This is a genomic window from Providencia sp. JUb39, assembly GCF_012272845.1.
In the GTDB taxonomy this organism is placed as follows: domain Bacteria; phylum Pseudomonadota; class Gammaproteobacteria; order Enterobacterales; family Enterobacteriaceae; genus Providencia; species Providencia lanzhouensis.
The window spans coordinates 115,050-132,370 of record NZ_JAAWXD020000002.1 but is presented as its reverse complement, the minus strand read 5'-3'; the positions used below and the strand labels follow the sequence as shown (position 1 = coordinate 132,370).

The window sequence follows — 17,321 nt, the reverse complement described above, 5'->3', positions numbered from 1 at the left end:
TTGTAGCCGGAGGTCAGATATGATGAACATTAAAGCTAAACGAGATATTGCACATAAAACAAAAATCTTAAATCATGCCCGCGAGAGTAAAAATATTGCTAAAACGTGTCGTCATTTTGGGATCAGTAGAGAAACGTTTTATACTTGGAAAAGAGCTTATGAACGAGATGGCGAGACAATAATAAACCCTACCCTGAAAATCCAACCAGAAGAGTTGCAAAACATTTCGTAGAGCTGGTTATTTATCTGCGTACGACTTACCATTTTGGTCCCCAACGTATCGCTTGGTATCTTTTACGGTTTCATAACATCAAAATATCACGCTCTGGCTGCTACTATGTATTGTTAAGAAACAAATTAAACCAACTTCCTCAAAATCAGAGAAGTCGTTCTAAACCGCTATTTAAACGTTATCAGAAACAAGTTCCAGGGCACCATGTTCAGGTTGATGTGAAGTTGGGGTTTGGGGAGCAATGGAACAGTAAACGCCGTTAAGTGGTCATTTTAAATAGCCAAAAACAGACCAGCCAATTTACATCGCAAATTGCCATTTTTAGCCACCTCATTTAATATAGCCAAATTAACTATACTTATTTGGGCTATATTAAATGAAAATTGCTCGCATCTATGAACGCGTCAGTAGGTGTGAACAGGATTTAACCCGTCAAGCTAATCTTGAGAAGATGGCTATAGACAGTGGTTTTTATATCGCGGGTATTTATCGTGAAAAAACATCTGGAGCTAGGATTGACAGACCAGAACTCCTACGGATGATTGCCGATCTTCAGTCTGGTGATGTCGTGATAGCCGAAAATCATGGTAAACGAGGAGAACTGAGACAGGCTTACCGTGAGGGACAGGAAGATCAGCTAGGAGCATTAGGCCTAGTGCTCAATATCATTGTGTTATGGAACACAATTTATATGGATGCCGCAATCCAACAGCTCAAGCGTGAAGGCTATCCGGTTCAGGATGAAGATGTTGAAAAACTTTCCCCGCTACAGTGTGGTCATATCAATATGCAGGGCCGCTATTCCTTTACGGTACCAGAGTCTGTCAGCAAGGGGGAACTGAGAGCTTTCAATGAGGATATATAATTTATTGATAAATAAAATAATAGCCATTTAAAATAGCCTATTAACGGCGTTTACTGTTCCATTGCTCCCCAAACCCCAAATTTCCGAAAAGATAAAAAAACATTTGAAAACGGACAGAAAATCGATTCTGCGTTATGATGCACATTCTTTCGTGAGGAGTGAGTGACCAAATAATGAAACCTAAGCACACGCCGACGGCACATGATGCGGCTTTTAAAGGGTTTATGACGCAGATTGACAGCGCAAAGGACTTTTTTGACATTCACCTGCCTGAGCACATCAAAGCGTTGTGTGATTTCAGCACATTGGCTCTGACAAATTCCTCGTTTATCGATAAACAGCTGCGATCTCGATTATCCGATGTGCTCTATTCGGTGCAAACCACCGAAGGTGAAGGGTATATCTATCTTCTCGTCGAGCACCAGTCCACGCCCGATAAACTCATGGCCTGGAGACTCATGCACTATGCTTTCTTGGCCATGAATCAGCACCTTCAGCAAGGGCATAAAACGTTACCGCTAGTGGTGCCAGTGTTGTTTTATCATGGTGGTCGTTCACCCTACCCCTATTCCCAATTGTGGACCGATTGTTTTCCATTACCGGATATGGCTAATGAATTATATACCCAGCCGTTCCCGTTGGTTGATGTAACGGTGATTGATGATAATGAGTTGGTGAATCATCGCAAAGTGGCCGTGATGGAGCTGGCGATGAAGCACAAATATTTGCGGGATGAATTTGACACGATTATCCCCTTATTGGCACAAGCGCTCAATCAACAGTATAATAGTGATAACGACATCATCACTATCCTCAATTACCTGTTCATTGCACTGGACTCCCCCAACTTTGAACATATTGTCCAGCAATTGAGTGAACAGGCAGATAAACATCAGGAGGTCATCGTGAATATTGCACAGCGCTTACAAGATAAAGGCCGTCAAGAAGGCCTGCAGCAAGGCATTGAGCTTGGTATCGAGAAAGGACGTGAAGAAGAACGACTGCTTGCACATCAGCGTCAACTGGATATGGCGCGTAACTTGCTCAAGAACGGTGTTAGCCTTGATCTTATCATGGAGAGTACCGGTTTAAGCCGCGAAGAGCTCATTTCCTTGCAGTAGCCTCACCCTATTCCTTTATCATTTTTTGTGCTTAACGCAAACGTCGCTAACTCAATGAGTTTAGCGACGTTTTGCGCTTTTTCATAACGTTTATAGCTTCGCACGCTCACCCCCAGTTCTTCAGCCGCGCGTTCCTGATCCCAATTCATTCCTCGTCGCCACAATTTCAATTCAAATCCAGTCATGTATGTTATTTTCAGTGTTAAAAGTGTCATTATGTCATTTTTAACACTGTTTTTATTGTGCGTAAAGACGATAAATTAAAAGCAACATGAGCGTGTGGGCGAAAACACATATTAGACTTAACGTAAACATGGAAAGTCGAAAAACAGACAGGAAATTAATTCTGCGTTATGATGAACATTCTTCAGCTAATTTAGATACTAACAAAAATACAAATATATGGGGCCTTAGAAAGGACACAAAAATGAAGTTTGGCATCAAAAGCCTACAAGAAGTATCAAGTGACATTGCCATTACTATAGAGAGGAAAGGGGGACTTTATGACCATTCCGGCGTAGTTGATCCTTTCTATAAGCATCTGTATGAAAATAAGCTTGCTCTCTTCGATCACCTCACAAGGTTAGCAACCCAGCGCCATTACGACGATTCGAACAGAACGCTGAAATTTGGGATAATCAATTGTGCAGATATTGGCGGATTTGCCTGCGTGGGTGATGAACAAATAGACTTCATCGGCATTCATTTTGGTACAATTTCACTTGTATCAGCAATTTTTACTCGCATGCTGTGCAACCCAAACATTTTTCCTCACATAGGCAATCCCAGCCTAGAAACAAACACAGGGCAATCATTCTACATACCTGTAAAGGAAGATCTAACAAACTTCCCCGCTAGTCGTCCAAATTGCCCTATTAGAGGGGCATTCTCAAAGCTGCTTGTATTAACCGGTTTGAGCTTCATTTTTGGACATGAGATAGCTCACATATCCAACGGTCACTTTGGCATTATAAATAAGACCAAACATAAAGATCTGCAAAAGCGTCGCACTGAACTTTCCCCCCTTGAGAATCAAGCTATAGAATTGGACGCTGACCGCGGTGCCGCTGAATGGACACTGTTGTACACTGAAATTGTCAGAGGTGCGCGTCCGTTATTTCAAGTTGAGTGTGATGACTCTCTGGGCATAGCTTGGCGGGAATTCTATGTTATTGAAATTGAAACAGTAAAATATTGCTTTTTTGCCTGCTACATCACCCTGAGAATGACCAGCCCTGATCACTGGAGCTTGGATACCCAGCAGGCACGTTACCCGCCTTTGCCTCCATTTAGGATGGGGGCGCTTATTCAGATTTATATCTTTGCCCTAATGGAGTTTCTTGAAATGTCATTTGAAGATGCACAGCATCGAGTATGGGACTGGTGCATAGAAACTGAACAAGCTTTTACTGACCTTATGGGGGAGTCAGGTAAGGGGAAATTGCAATTGAATGGGATAGTTAGCTTCTTCAGAAATGTTGATGACTACAACGAAAGGGTCGATCAGGCTTACAAATCGCTTGCCGACGAGCTTAGCGAACACGCTATGAGTGAAACTAGTAAAACGGCACTAAAGCGGCACAAAACGTGTGGCTACGTAGTCATGAAAGGGTGGCAACAAGGCGTTGAATTCATAGGTATCCTTGAAGCAAATCTTTCAAAAACTAATCTAAAAGGACTTGATCTACAGTGCTTCGCACAGGGGTATTGTGGTATTTCTATAACCCCCTTCCTATTGTGGTTCGTGCCAGAATTCGATGGCGATATGCTCGAAGTGGCCTTGACGTCTGACGGTATAAATATGGTCGTAAGTTTTGAGGGACTGGAGTCGTATGAGAGAGCCTGTACATAAGATTGTGTAATTGCCTGATTTTGATATGTTCAATTCAACATCAAAAAAAGGTTAATTTATGGACGAGAAACAGTTACAGGCTCTGGCTAACGAACTAGCCACAAATCTAAAAACTCCTGAAGATCTCAGCCAGTTCGATCGGCTGCTGAAAAAAGTCAGTGTGGAAGCCGCTCTCAATGCCGAAATGACTCATCACCTTGGCTACGACAAGAATCAGTCCCGGGTCAGCTCTAATGCCCGCAATGGCTACTCGACAAAAACAGTAGCCAGCGGCGGAGGACCTCTGGAGCTACGGACTCCACGAGATCGTGACGGAACCTTCGAACCACAACTGGTGAAGAAACATCAGACTCGCATTACCGGGATGGATAACCAAATCCTGTCGCTGTATGCCAAAGGGATGACCACCCGCGAGATCGCTGCAGCGTTCAAGGAACTCTACGATGCCGATGTCTCTCCGGCGCTGGTCTCGAAGGTGACTGATGCTGTCATGGAGCAGGTTATGGAGTGGCAAAACCGTCCTCTTGATGCCATTTACCCCATTGTTTATCTTGACTGTATTGTCTTGAAAGTTCGCCAGGATAACCGTGTCATTAATAAATCCGTGTTCCTGGCCCTGGGGATTAATATCGAAGGACATAAAGAACTGCTAGGCATGTGGCTTGCTGAAAATGAAGGGGCTAAGTTCTGGTTAAACGTCCTGACAGAGCTGAAAAATCGCGGCTTGAATGATATCCTTATCGCCTGCGTCGACGGTCTGAAAGGCTTCCCAGATGCCATCAACGCGGTCTATCCGGAAACGCGGATCCAACTGTGCATAGTGCACATGGTACGTAACAGTCTACGCTTCGTCTCCTGGAAGGACTATAAAGCCGTCACCAGAGACCTGAAATCCATCTATCAGCCTCCAACGGAAGAAGCCGCACTACAGGCGCTGGAGGCGTTCAGCGGGACGTGGGACAGCCGGTATCCGCAGATTAGCCGCAGCTGGCAGGTCAACTGGAGCAACCTTGCCACGTTCTTCGCTTACCCGACGGATATCCGCAAAGTAATCTACACAACCAACGCCATAGAGTCGCTGAACAGCGTGATCCGCCATGCAATCAAGAAGCGCAAGGTGTTCCCGACAGACGACTCAGTGAGAAAAGTGGTATGGCTAGCGATACAGGCAGCTTCACAAAAATGGACGATGCCGCTGAGGGACTGGCGTATGGCGATGAGTCGCTTTATTATCGAGTTCGGTGACCGCCTGGACGGTCACTTCTGAGAAAAGGCATTTACACAGAATCGTGTACAGGGTCGCGCATAGCATCAACTAGCTTATGCTTGCGATTCCTGTGGTTCGGTTTAATTTTTATTATAAATTATAATGGTTAGTTAATTAACTGTTATTTGGATAAGTAATCTTCTAATGCTTCTCTGTCTATTGCGCAGACACTTTTAGGTTCTCTCCCTTCCCTCTTATTCTTTAGTGCCATATCTTCTAGCTGTACAAGCATTGACTCGTTCAGTGAGATGGTTGTTCTGCTTTGTTTCTCAGGTTATTGTGAGGCATTCTCTGTTGAACCATAAGGTTTGTCAGCCAAACGCTTAGCTAATAACTCAGCTTGCTCTGCTGTTACCTCTGCCCTGCTTTTTTAGTGTCAAATACACCGCTGATTATTTGAAGACTACTAAATGTCTTCGGAATCACTAATTATTAAACATGCCATACCATGGATTACTTTTTGCGGTATATTCTTTTAAATCTTCGATAAATTCTTTCATTTCATTCAGCATTGTTGGTGTTACTATCCCTGAGCTATCATTTTCTAATGCATTAATTATTTTAGGTATCAATGCTTCTTCTTCACCTTTACAATCGGGGAGTACTGACAAAATAGACTCAAGAGCCTGTTTTTGTTCAATAGTGAATGGCTTCATGTTAATTTGAGTTAAAAAATCCAAAGCATACATAACGCTTTTATTTCTCATTTTACACCTCAATAATTCCTATTGTTTTTACGCACTTAATGAATAATGCATATAAATATGCTCAAATGTTCCTAAAGTAATCAATCTGGGCTTGTTGCAAAAATCACTTAAGTGAGAAACACTCACACTGTCGATGCCCTCTTTAGGGGAAGCCATGCCAGCGAATGAGTTCAAATGGAAACATGTTGCCCCTACGCTCATCCTTTGGTGCTTACGTTGGTATGGCTCAACACCACTCAGTTACGCCAATGTCAGTGATATGCTGGCTGAACGAGGGATTTCTGTTCATCGCTCGACCATTTATCGTTGGTTTATTGAATATGCGCCCATTCTCCGTAAAAAACTCAAAAAATATCAATTTATTCGGGCTGTTTCCTCTTGGCAGCTCGATGAAACTTACGTCAAAGTGAACGGAAAATGGTTTTACCTTTACCGTGCAATAGATAAATACGGAGACACTCTGGATGTTTATTTTTCACCCAAACGTAATCGGTATGCCGCCTATGAATTTCTCAAACGCGTATTAAAACCTTACACCGCTGAGCAACAACCCAAAACGTTAAATACCGATAAGCATGCGGCTTATGGTTACGCCATAGCCCGCTTAATAAAAGAAGGCAAGCTCCGCGAGGATGTACAGCAACGGCAAGTCAAAACTCTCAATAATCGAATTGAGTCCGATCATGCGCCGATTAAAAAATTGATTGTTACAACGGGTGCTTTTAAATGTGCTAAGCGCGCTTGGCGAACAATTCAAGGGTTCGAGACCTTGCGTAAACTGAATAAAGGCCAATTTGATGAATGGCTACGTCGATATGAACCTGAGTTTCGGGTACGTGAGCGCTCTGCCTTTATGAATCGCTTATTCAATGTGGAGACGGTGTTAGCCTGAAATTCCACTCCAAGTTGGACGTAAAACAATCTTATTTATTTTTTGGAACATAAGCACGCCGTTGGCGTGAGCATCGCGGCAAAGCCGCTCTATTTCTAGGCAACTCCCGTCTCGTCTTTTATACTCTGCGCTATGTATATTCCCAGCCCCGCTAAACTGCTATTTCAATACGATGACGGATGGGATCGCTTCATCGAAAATAATCACGTCGATGAATGGCAACTCCTCTGTGTCGAAAAGATGCTCGCTTGTAGCACCTGCGCTATGGGCGTTCGCCGTTATTGCTGTTCTTCTCCTGAATGCACCCATTCACGCTTCTTTTGCCAAACCTGTAAATCTAAAGCCTGCAGTGCCTGTGGTCTCCAAAGGTACCGAACAATGGATCGCCCAACAGCGTCATATCTTGCCGGATTGCGAATGGCAACATATCACTCTCACCATGCCTCACCTGCTTTGACCTTTCTTCAACAATAACTGACCCTTGCTCAACCGACTCTTTCGCTGTGCAACGCGTGCTATGCTCAAACACGCCAGACGCCTTGGGCTCGAAATCGGTATCTTTTGCGCCCTCCACACCTACGGTCGCCAACTCAATCAACATCCGCATATTCATTTGTCAGTGACCCGAGGCGGTCTCACCAAATACGACACCTGGAAGCCCATTTTCTTTAAAAAGAAAGACGTCGAAAAGGTCTGGCGCAGTGCCGTCGTTCGACTCCTTCGAGACAGCTATTTTCAATTACTGCCCAACACATTACCCGGCTTTGGGCATATTCGTGATTATCCGACCTGGTGTCGTTACCTCAATGCCCAGTTCCAGCGCTATTGGAAACTGCATTTTGCTAAAAAGACCCGAGGCGCGTGGCACAACGTCAAATATCTTGGGCGTTACTTAAAACGACCTCCTATCTCGGCTTCTCAATTGAAACATTACAGTGAGGGCACCGTGGTTCATCATTATTATGACCACCATAGCCAACAATACCGACGACAAACCTTATCCCAAGAAGAGATGATACGACGTTATGTCAGTCATATCCCAGCGCGGCATTTTAAGATGATCCGTTATTACGGTTGCTTAGCTAATTTGTTGGTGTTTTGCATTGTTTAATTATGTTATTTCGATCTTGTCGATCGATTATTTTAATCATTAATTAAATTTACAAATCAATTATCAATCATTATTAATTAATACAAGTTATTTCGAATTAATGTAACGGGTATAGTAAGGTTGTTTCTTCTATTTTGGGGGTAATTTGATGAGGCGTGAATAAAAAACGATTTTTTTTGTATTTTTTTATTTAGCAAATAAGTGTAAATTGTTTTTTATGCTAATTATTTTTGTTTTAATGGAGTTAAATTCTATATAATAATAAAATGATTCGTATTTTATTGCTATATTGTGGTCTTATCTTCGTTAATACTTGTTATTATTGTGTTTGTTAATGTATTAAATTGACATAAAGACACGAAAAAATAACATTTCTATACTAATTGCACCTCCTTGTGGTAACGGATTTATCAATTTGTTTACCATGAGATATCGAGACTCAAAAGAGCAAAAAGACGTTACGTAAGTCGATAGACTGACAGAGAAAGCGGATTTCGCCGAGGGTAACATCGATGGAAAGAATTTTAATAAAATTTCTATCAAAGAGGATAAGACCAACGATGACAAGTGAATTAAACGCAATGATACCCGAGTCCAAGGTCAATGTGATGGGGGAGAAAGAAATCCGCCGCCGATTTGGGTGCTACCTTCGTTACGCTCGAGAGCAAAAACGCTTAACGGGCAGTGAGTTGGGCAGACGATTAAACGTGAGCCAACAACAAATCTCTCGGTATGAACGGGGAATAACCACCGTGAATTTGCTGATGATGAGCAAAATTGTTCATGTTTTAGACCTCCGTTGGGATGAGCTTATTCACCAAATTATCCATGCAGAATCACCACCTTGGTTGTAAATAGGAACGTTGATGTTTTATGTAAGGTGATAAATTTTGAGAATATTGAAGCTGCTCTCGGAGAATATTACGACTTACCTTATTAAACACAATCTAAAGGTGTGGGTGATGCCGTGACTTATAAAAATCGTTAGACCTATATGTCATGCATTAGTAAACGTTTCAAAGGTTAAAATATCGAGCATTTTCTTTCTACTCTGGCTGTGATGTCTGCAATAACTGAACTTTCAATACATATTTGGGGGAGTCCCTGAGAAGTGATTGGTGGCAAGGCGCATGAGTTAGAAACACCTTTGCATCTTTATAACATCATCACTTTGCGATCACTGAACTCCCCCACGTAATTCTTTTAATTATATTATTTGAAGATGTTTTTTTATGATATTAAAGACTAAAAAATGGCTAGATACACTATGTGTGATATTGAGCTGCTTTCTACTTTTTACAACCACCTCTTATGCGGAGGGGATTTCGTTATCAGGGTCACGTGTTATTTACCCCCTGAATGAAAAGCAAATCAGTTTTTCTGTTCACAATACTAATGATGATACGACGTATCTCATTCAATCCTGGGTTGAAACCGAGGATGAAAAAAAAACTACGGACTTTGTTGTCACGCCTCCGATTTATCAAAGTGCCCCGAATAGTGAAAATATATTGCGCATCATCGCGTCAGCGACAGTGTATCCCCAAGACAGGGAAACGTTGTATTACTTCAAGGTGAAAGCCATACCAGGTTTAACTAATAGCGATGATCAAAGTCGTATCGTTATTGCAACAGAAACACAATTGAAATTTTTTGCCCGCCCAGCTGGCTTGTCGCCGAAGCGAGAAAAGGCACTAACCTTATTGCACTTTACGCAACAGGGCTCGACCATCGTTGCTCACAACCCGACCCCATATTATTTCACGCTCACGAACCTTAAATTGAAGGATTCAATGGCAAATGAAGTGATGCTTGCTCCGCTTGGGCAAACATCAATCCCTCTAACAGGGCGCAAAGGTGACACCATTAGTTATAGCAGCATCAATGATTATGGTGGCATGGATAAAGCGAGTAGCGAAATTAAGTAAACAAGGTATATGACCCGATGAAAAAGATAATGAGCCCAAATGATATAATCTCTTTTTTGAGTTTCTCCCTATTATTAGGGGGACTCGGGGTACCTAAGCTGAGTTTATCCGAATCGTTATGGTTTCCACCTGAGTTGATTACCGGCCAGACAATAGCGGATATTGCGTTGTTAAAGGATAGTCAGCAATTACCAGGGATTTACCGTGTGACGTTGTTGGTGAATGGTGAGCAAGTGGGCATTCGTGACGTTGAATTTGTGACAATAGACAATTTATCATCTGCAAATCCTCTTCACGATGAGACGGGATTGAGACCTTGTCTATCTCGAACTGATTTTGTTGAACTGGGTGTGAAACTGGCGTTATTTGAAGCGAATCAGTTGAGTGATAAAGCCGCGGCTTGTGTTGATATTCAATCACTCATTCCAAAGGCCAGTGTGATGTTCGATTTTGCCAATATGCAATTGAATATCAGTATCCCACAGGTTTGGATGGAGAGCAGGCCCAAAGGATGGGTGTCCCCTGAGCGTTGGGATGATGGTATTACCGCTGGGCTCTTAAATTACACCTTTAGTGGCGTCAATCAATCAGGAAAGTCTGGGCAGAGTCAAAATTATTATTTGCGTTTAAACAGTGGCCTTAACTGGGGGGCATGGCGCTTACGCAATGAGCGCACCTTGCGAGAATATCGAGGCGATACTTACTCGCAGCGTGAATGGAATTATGGACGAACATGGGTAACCCGAGCAATTAAGCCTTGGCTCAGTGAATTGCTGATTGGGGATGGCAGCACCTCTGGCACCTTGTTCGAGGCAACCTCATTTCGAGGCGTACAACTGCACACAGATGAGAACATGTTACCGCATTCTCTACGTGGATATGCGCCGGTGATACGTGGCATTGCATTCAGTAATGCACAAGTGGTCGTGTATCAAAATGGGCATATTGTTTACAACATCAACGTGGCACCAGGCCCTTTTGAAATCAATGATATTATCCCTATTTATACTAGTGGTGAATTAAAAGTATCGGTCACGGAAGCCGATGGCAGCGAACGTATCTTTACCATACCTTATGCCTCATTACCTTCCTTATTGCGCCAAGGGGCAGTTCAATACGAATTAACCGTAGGGCAGTTAATCGGGAATGGAATAGATTCTGAACCAAGATATATTCAAGGGATGCTTGCCAGGGGGTTACCCAATGATGTGACTGTCTACGTTGGACTTCAGTATGCCGAACTTTATCAGGCTATAGCCTTAGGGAGCAGTATCAGCCTGGGGTATTTGGGGGCATTATCTGCCGATGTCACCGTGGCTAACAGTCAATTGGCTGATGGCCAATCGCGAAGAGGGCAGTCACTACGATTTTTATACAGTCGCGCGTTTGACGCACTCGGAACGACAGTGCAACTTGCGGGCTATCGTTATTCAACAGAAGGGTTTTACACGTTATCAGAAAACTACCGTTCGCGAATGTCAGGTTGGTTAAATGAACAACAACGAGATACTTCGGGACAGCTGAAGTCTCGTTCACATGATGACTGGTTTGATTTAACACAGAAGCGTCGAGAAAAAATGGAAGTTAACTTAACTCAACGTATCGGTGATAACAGCTCTTTATTTGTTACGGGAACACGAGAAACATTTTGGGGGAGGAGGGGCAACTCACTTTCTTTACAAACTGGGGTCAGTAGTTTTATTAGCGATGTTTCGTATAGCTTTAGTTACAACGAAACACGGAACTCATCATTAAAAAATACAGACCGAAGTATCTACTTTGGGATATCGATGCCATTAACCCGTCGAGACAGCGGCTCCCCAGTGTATTTATCGTCGAGCATGAACCGCGGGAGTGAGGGCGAATTAACCCAACAAGTGGGATTAAGTGGCACCTTACTGGCACAAAATAACATGAACTGGAGTGTTAATCAGGGGTTCTCTCAGCGAAATGGAAACTCAAGTAATGTCCACGTAGGGTATAACGGCAGATATGGCAATGTTTCTGCAGGGTACAGTCGAGGACGCGATTATCGCCAAGTGAGTTATGACCTCAGAGGGGGCGTCATTCTCCACAGCGGAGGAATGACTATTGGACAACCTCTTGGGCAAACGGCGGTATTGGTGAGCGCTGAGGGGGAAAGCGGTATCCCGTTAAGTAGTAATTCCGGCATTAAAACCGATTGGCAAGGGTATGCAATTTACCCGTGGGTCAGCGAATATCAAACCAATCGTGTTGCAGTAGATGTCGGGCAATTAAATGAGCAGTTAGACATCGGCTCACCCGTGACTCATGTCATGCCGAGCAAAGGTGCTGTTGTGCGTGCTGATTTTCAGATTAAACGCGGTGCCAGAGTGTTAATGAAATTGATCTATAACGAAAAACCACTGCCTATGGGGGCTGTGATTAATGTCAGCAGTAACGGGGTAAACAGCGTTGGAATTGTGGGGGATGATGGGCAGGTTTATCTCTCCGGGCTTTCGTCGAAGGGCTCCATTATGGGGAAGTGGGGAAATCAGCCAGACCAACAATGTCAGGCAGACTGGGTATTGGAAGAAACTAAAGAGCCTTCATTACAAACTATCAGCATATCGTGTGAATAAAAAGTGTCCCCGTGGTAAAAAGATCTTACACGAAGAGAGGTACGAAGTAGGTGAGATTTAAGGTATCTACCTGTTTTGCAGTTTTAATTATTGTGGCCTTGTTCTTACTCGCAGGGTTAATTTTTTTCACATAACAGAGAGAAGTCATATCATGAAATATAATAGAAATTTTCACATTAGTATGTTAGTTGGTACGGCTATTTTGGGAGCGTCATGTATAAGCTATGCCGCGACCGAGGCAACGGTGGCTATCTCAGCGATAGTTACTAAAGAATGTACTTTAGCACTGGATAAGACATCGATTGCGTTAGGGAGTACATCGGCGATGAAGTCAGAAGGACTGACTGCGAATACCGTAAAAGTGACAACCAATTGCGGGGGAGGGAGTGGTAAGTTGACATTAACCAGTCCAGGGGCTGATGGTAAGAATATCATTCTGACACATACAGGCAAGAGTCCATCCGCAGGTAACACCCCCTCGAAATTGAAGGTGGCATTGCGTGTTGCAGGGAAAGATGCGGTATTTGCAAGTGGAGCATATGAACATAATGTTGTGCAAAATACAAGCACGACAGACTTCGTATTCTCAGGGGTAGCAGGACAAAAATCAGACACATTGGATGCCGGAGAGTATAAAGGCAGCGTTACCGTGAAGGTTGCTCCGATTTAGGGCATTCGAACACAGAGCAGGAATATGATGCTTTAACCATAATGGTTAGATAGTTATCTGAGCCTTGTCCTTAGTGGGATGAGGCTTAAAAATGGCTTTTCAGTAGCGGGAAAATGAGTCCGTTACTGCCTCTGAAAGTTACATTGGCGATTATCAGAAAATTGTATTAAAAAATGAGGTTCGCTCTGTGTTGCCTTGAGTCGGTGCAAAATTACAAGCGTATCTAAAAGTACTTTATTATTTTGATAATTAATGAATCGATTATATTTTATATATTTTTAATAAGAATATATAAAACTACCATGATAGTAAATTATGTTAAGGTGATTATATGGTGAAGCAAAAAAAAGTAATTATATTACTTTTCGTTGTTGATAGTGCATATAGCGCAGAATATCCCGTTAGGGAGGAGGATAAAGAGTACAGGTATCCTGTTACTCTAAACTGGTCTTTGGATCGTGGACGGTCGGTATCGATAGATAGATTTGCTGTTTTCCTAAATGAGAATACTAAAGAGATATCATCTTGTAAGTTGATTGTAGAACAGGCTATCTATGTTTGGGGGCCAAGTGGAAGTGATTACCGCCCAACCTCGACCTTAGAAACTAAATATAGTACTAGCTTTTTAGTAAATAATAATAAGTGGACAAATGTCGCTTCTTTACATGCTAGAGGCTACGTTAAATGTTCAAAAGCCCCCTTAGAAAATCCTATGTTGGGGATGCGTTATAACGGTGAATATACAGGATTAGTTTATACTGATAGCTATAAAAGAGCAGATGAATGGTCTTTGCCTAGATTTGCATATATTGATGTGAACCAATTTAATGATATTAAGTTAAAAGGACGAGAATGCATTGAAGGCCCTATATTTAATAATTCTCTATATTCTGTTAAAGCAAGCGTTACACATCCACCAAGTAATAATAATGGGATAATACGAACCAGTATCGTTGGTGGTGCTTTGGATGGTAAGAGATTATTGGATAATACCAAAATAAGAATATGTGGTATCTCGGCTGGGAAAGCTAATGAAACTATTGGTATAAAATTGCTTTTACCTTAAGTTTTATATAGAAGGAATATAAAATTAAGGGTTCATGGTTAGGAATCTGGGCTTGTTGCAAAAAATAAATAAGATTGTTTTACGTCCAACTTGGAGTGGAATTTCAGGCTAACACCGTCTCCACATTGAATAAGCGATTCATAAAGGCAGAGCGCTCACGTACCCGAAACTCAGGTTCATATCGACGTAGCCATTCATCAAATTGGCCTTTATTCAGTTTACGCAAGGTCTCGAACCCTTGAATTGTTCGCCAAGCGCGCTTAGCACATTTAAAAGCACCCGTTGTAACAATCAATTTTTTAATCGGCGCATGATCGGACTCAATTCGATTATTGAGAGTTTTGACTTGCCGTTGCTGTACATCCTCGCGGAGCTTGCCTTCTTTTATTAAGCGGGCTATGGCGTAACCATAAGCCGCATGCTTATCGGTATTTAACGTTTTGGGTTGTTGCTCAGCGGTGTAAGGTTTTAATACGCGTTTGAGAAATTCATAGGCGGCATACCGATTACGTTTGGGTGAAAAATAAACATCCAGAGTGTCTCCGTATTTATCTATTGCACGGTAAAGGTAAAACCATTTTCCGTTCACTTTGACGTAAGTTTCATCGAGCTGCCAAGAGGAAACAGCCCGAATAAATTGATATTTTTTGAGTTTTTACGGAGAATGGGCGCATATTCAATAAACCAACGATAAATGGTCGAGCGATGAACAGAAATCCCTCGTTCAGCCAGCATATCACTGACATTGGCGTAACTGAGTGGTGTTGAGCCATACCAACGTAAGCACCAAAGGATGAGCGTAGGGGCAACATGTTTCCATTTGAACTCATTCGCTGGCATGGCTTCCCCTAAAGAGGGCATCGACAGTGTGAGTGTTTCTCACTTAAGTGATTTTTGCAACAAGCCCATCTACATTGACACCGCGCTCAGCCAACATTTCCTGAAGTTCTCGATAACTGATTTCGTATTTTCAGTACCAACGCATAGCCCAAAGGATGATAATACCGGTGAAATTGACGACCTCTAAATGCATTCATGAGGTAAGCTTCCGTAGAGGGCTGGTTAACTTAGCATAATGGCTCATTCAAACTTTGCAATAGGGCCCAATTTATTCGTTTGAGGGCTAACAAACTTAAATAGTTTTAAAACATAAATAAATAATCAATAAATATTAATTTACATTTAATCAACTTTGGGTATATCAATAAATAAGCAATTTAAAAATGGGGGGATTAATGGGGGATTTTATTGTTTTCAACAAAGATTTTGATGGCTGCTTTATTAGAAATATAATGGTTTTAACATACTGAGGTTGATACTAGGAGAGCATAAAAATGTGTGGGGTATTTACGCAGCCATTGTATCTAACTTAGTGCTACTTAGTTTAGGATACCAACGGTAAAAGATGCCCTCTAATTCATCATTTAAAACGGCCACTCGGGTTTGTAAAAGATAATGTGCGCCTTCTTGGCTCCACTGCATTTGCTGTTTTTTTGCCATTCGTTTTGCAATAACTTCATTTACTGTTGATTCCACAAATGCCGTTGAAATGGGTTCACCATAGCGATACCGTTTCCCATAATTTGGGATCATAGCTTGGTTATTATCAATATAAGTTATCATTTCCCCTAAATACCGTACCATTTTTTTACTGTTTTTATAACCTTTACTGTCACTACGATCTTCATCATACGACCTCCAAAGTTAATGGATTATTTTTTCCTTAACTTATAGTAAGTTGAAACACCTATTCCAACGTTATCGCAGGCTAATTTAAGACGAATGCCTTTCGCTTTTAATTCATCAACCATGACAACCTTACGCTTATCTGCAGGAGGGCGCCCCGTTTGTTCCCCTCGATGTTTTTTAGCCGCAATTCCTTCCGCTTGGCGTTCCCTAATTAGCGCTCGTTCAAATTGACTAAATGCGGACATCATATGCAATTGAAGCTCTTGTAATGGATTGTTTTCATTCGCTGAAAAGCAAATATTTTCTTTGAGAAAAATTAGTGAAACTCCTCGCTGTTTCAGATCTAACGTTAAATAACACATATCCATCATATTACGGCATAAACGATCAATAGAATGAACAATTAACATATCTCCAGATACGAGTAACGCTAATAATTGTTGTAAATTGGGTCGATGCGTATCTTTGCCGCTGGCAATATCAGTAAAAACGGTTTTGACTTTATAACCTGAATTTTGAATCGCAATTTCTTGTCGTGCGGAATTCTGCTCAGCAGAACTGATACGAATGTAAGCATAAATCATAGAATAATCCATAAAGGTTATAGAGGTTTTCATAATACTCTCTAAACCCCAATTTATACCACCTTTAGAGACAATTTAAGGACAGAGATCTCTATTTACGTAAAAGTATACCTTTAGAGAGTCCAGTCTAAGCCTTGTGAATAGTTCGGTGTGTCAAAATCATAGCGCTTTAATAACTGATTGAGACTTCGGCGGTTAAACTTAACTCGGTTGTATTCATCAATAAATTCTTGAATGTCTGCCCAAGTCGTGCTGTCATTACTTTCTGCAATGGCTTCTAAAAGTTTAATCGTAGCTTCCATTTCATCATATGTGGTAGCATCTGGCATTCCTTCACCACTAAGACAAAATGGCATGGTTTTATTTACGTTTGATTCAACCGCTTCAATGCGGATATCTAATAACCAATGACGGTAAAAATTATATTCATAAGTAAATTTATCGCGATTTTCAAACTGAAATGAGGCAAGCGAAACCGACCAAGGATTATCATAAAAGCCTAATCCACCTTCGTAGCTAATACCGTAGTCTTTGCCATGAATATGAAAAGAGTGGAGGTGGTAGTTATCCCAACCAAACGCAAATTGCAGGAGAAAGTGGAAAGCGCCAAGTGACATGCCACCGTGAATACGAAAACGTCGCCAAATCATCGGGCTAATATCGCGAATAGCCACTTTGACCTTATAAACAGTCATTATTCCTCCTTTGTCACAATCAATACGAGAACGATCATA

At 41.9% G+C, this 17,321-nt stretch carries 13 protein-coding genes and 6 pseudogenes; 13 read left to right on the top strand and 6 right to left on the bottom strand.

Features of this window, described 5'->3' with window-relative positions; translation table 11 throughout:
* Positions 1-19: 19 nt before the first annotated feature.
* The 4 genes and pseudogenes from HFU86_RS20355 to HFU86_RS19420 form a co-directional block, all read left to right on the top strand.
* Positions 20-456: pseudogene (locus HFU86_RS20355) on the top strand (helix-turn-helix domain-containing protein); the annotation flags it as partial.
* A gap of 152 nt (positions 457-608) precedes the next feature.
* Positions 609-812 (top strand): annotated as a pseudogene (locus tag HFU86_RS19430) (recombinase family protein); the annotation flags it as partial.
* 3 nt (positions 813-815) lie between these two features.
* Positions 816-1,097, top strand: a pseudogene (locus tag HFU86_RS19425) (Tn3 family transposase); the annotation flags it as partial.
* Between the two features lie 173 nt (positions 1,098-1,270).
* Complete coding sequence (locus HFU86_RS19420; protein WP_132497321.1) at positions 1,271-2,218, top strand: Rpn family recombination-promoting nuclease/putative transposase; 948 nt, start codon at positions 1,271-1,273, stop codon at positions 2,216-2,218.
* 2 nt (positions 2,219-2,220) lie between these two features.
* Here HFU86_RS19420 and HFU86_RS19415 read toward each other — a convergent pair whose 3' ends face one another.
* Complete coding sequence (locus tag HFU86_RS19415) at positions 2,221-2,403, bottom strand: helix-turn-helix domain-containing protein (protein WP_132497320.1); 183 nt, start codon at positions 2,401-2,403, stop codon at positions 2,221-2,223.
* Positions 2,404-2,531: 128 nt separating this feature from the next.
* Between HFU86_RS19415 and HFU86_RS19410 the strand changes: the two genes are divergently transcribed.
* Both HFU86_RS19410 and HFU86_RS19405 read left to right on the top strand, forming a co-directional pair.
* Complete coding sequence (locus HFU86_RS19410) at positions 2,532-4,070, top strand: hypothetical protein (RefSeq protein ID WP_187129938.1); 1,539 nt, start codon at positions 2,532-2,534, stop codon at positions 4,068-4,070.
* Between the two features lie 58 nt (positions 4,071-4,128).
* Positions 4,129-5,337 carry an IS256 family transposase gene (locus tag HFU86_RS19405; RefSeq protein WP_187129937.1) on the top strand — a complete coding sequence of 403 codons (1,209 nt, stop codon included), beginning with the start codon at positions 4,129-4,131 and terminating at the stop codon, positions 5,335-5,337.
* A 425-nt stretch (positions 5,338-5,762) separates the two neighbouring features.
* Here HFU86_RS19405 and HFU86_RS19400 read toward each other — a convergent pair whose 3' ends face one another.
* The gene (locus HFU86_RS19400) at positions 5,763-6,044 is read right to left on the bottom strand and encodes a hypothetical protein (RefSeq protein ID WP_187129936.1); all 282 of its coding nucleotides are present in this window, start codon (positions 6,042-6,044) and stop codon (positions 5,763-5,765) included.
* A gap of 154 nt (positions 6,045-6,198) precedes the next feature.
* Between HFU86_RS19400 and HFU86_RS19395 the strand changes: the two genes are divergently transcribed.
* The 7 genes and pseudogenes from HFU86_RS19395 to HFU86_RS19365 all read left to right on the top strand — a co-directional run bounded on the left by HFU86_RS19395 (position 6,199) and on the right by HFU86_RS19365 (position 14,314).
* On the top strand, positions 6,199-6,936 hold the full coding sequence (locus tag HFU86_RS19395; RefSeq protein WP_187129935.1) for an IS6 family transposase: 738 nt from the start codon (positions 6,199-6,201) through the stop codon (positions 6,934-6,936).
* A 132-nt stretch (positions 6,937-7,068) separates the two neighbouring features.
* A pseudogene (locus HFU86_RS20350) lies at positions 7,069-8,023 on the top strand (IS91 family transposase); the annotation flags it as partial.
* Positions 8,024-8,607: 584 nt separating this feature from the next.
* On the top strand, positions 8,608-8,901 hold the full coding sequence (locus HFU86_RS19385) for a helix-turn-helix domain-containing protein (protein ID WP_187129934.1): 294 nt from the start codon (positions 8,608-8,610) through the stop codon (positions 8,899-8,901).
* A gap of 378 nt (positions 8,902-9,279) precedes the next feature.
* Complete coding sequence (locus HFU86_RS19380) at positions 9,280-9,975, top strand: fimbrial biogenesis chaperone (RefSeq protein WP_187129933.1); 696 nt, start codon at positions 9,280-9,282, stop codon at positions 9,973-9,975.
* A gap of 29 nt (positions 9,976-10,004) precedes the next feature.
* Positions 10,005-12,578 (top strand): fimbria/pilus outer membrane usher protein, encoded by a 2,574-nt coding sequence (locus HFU86_RS19375; RefSeq protein ID WP_187129932.1) that lies wholly within the window; start codon positions 10,005-10,007, stop codon positions 12,576-12,578.
* 181 nt (positions 12,579-12,759) lie between these two features.
* Positions 12,760-13,248: a hypothetical protein gene (locus tag HFU86_RS19370; protein WP_187129931.1), complete on the top strand. Its 489-nt coding sequence runs from the start codon at positions 12,760-12,762 to the stop codon at positions 13,246-13,248.
* Positions 13,249-13,579: 331 nt separating this feature from the next.
* On the top strand, positions 13,580-14,314 hold the full coding sequence (locus HFU86_RS19365) for a hypothetical protein (RefSeq protein ID WP_187129930.1): 735 nt from the start codon (positions 13,580-13,582) through the stop codon (positions 14,312-14,314).
* Between the two features lie 103 nt (positions 14,315-14,417).
* Here the strand turns inward: HFU86_RS19365 and HFU86_RS19360 are convergent.
* The 4 genes and pseudogenes from HFU86_RS19360 to HFU86_RS19340 all read right to left on the bottom strand — a co-directional run bounded on the left by HFU86_RS19360 (position 14,418) and on the right by HFU86_RS19340 (position 17,282).
* Positions 14,418-15,154 (bottom strand): annotated as a pseudogene (locus tag HFU86_RS19360) (IS6 family transposase).
* A 507-nt stretch (positions 15,155-15,661) separates the two neighbouring features.
* Positions 15,662-15,976, bottom strand: a pseudogene (locus tag HFU86_RS19350) (ISKra4 family transposase); the annotation flags it as partial.
* 50 nt (positions 15,977-16,026) lie between these two features.
* Positions 16,027-16,620 carry a recombinase family protein gene (locus HFU86_RS19345; protein WP_233618463.1) on the bottom strand — a complete coding sequence of 198 codons (594 nt, stop codon included), beginning with the start codon at positions 16,618-16,620 and terminating at the stop codon, positions 16,027-16,029.
* Between the two features lie 80 nt (positions 16,621-16,700).
* The gene (locus tag HFU86_RS19340) at positions 16,701-17,282 is read right to left on the bottom strand and encodes a plasmid pRiA4b ORF-3 family protein (RefSeq protein WP_187129929.1); all 582 of its coding nucleotides are present in this window, start codon (positions 17,280-17,282) and stop codon (positions 16,701-16,703) included.
* Between the last annotated feature and the right edge of the window lie 39 nt (positions 17,283-17,321).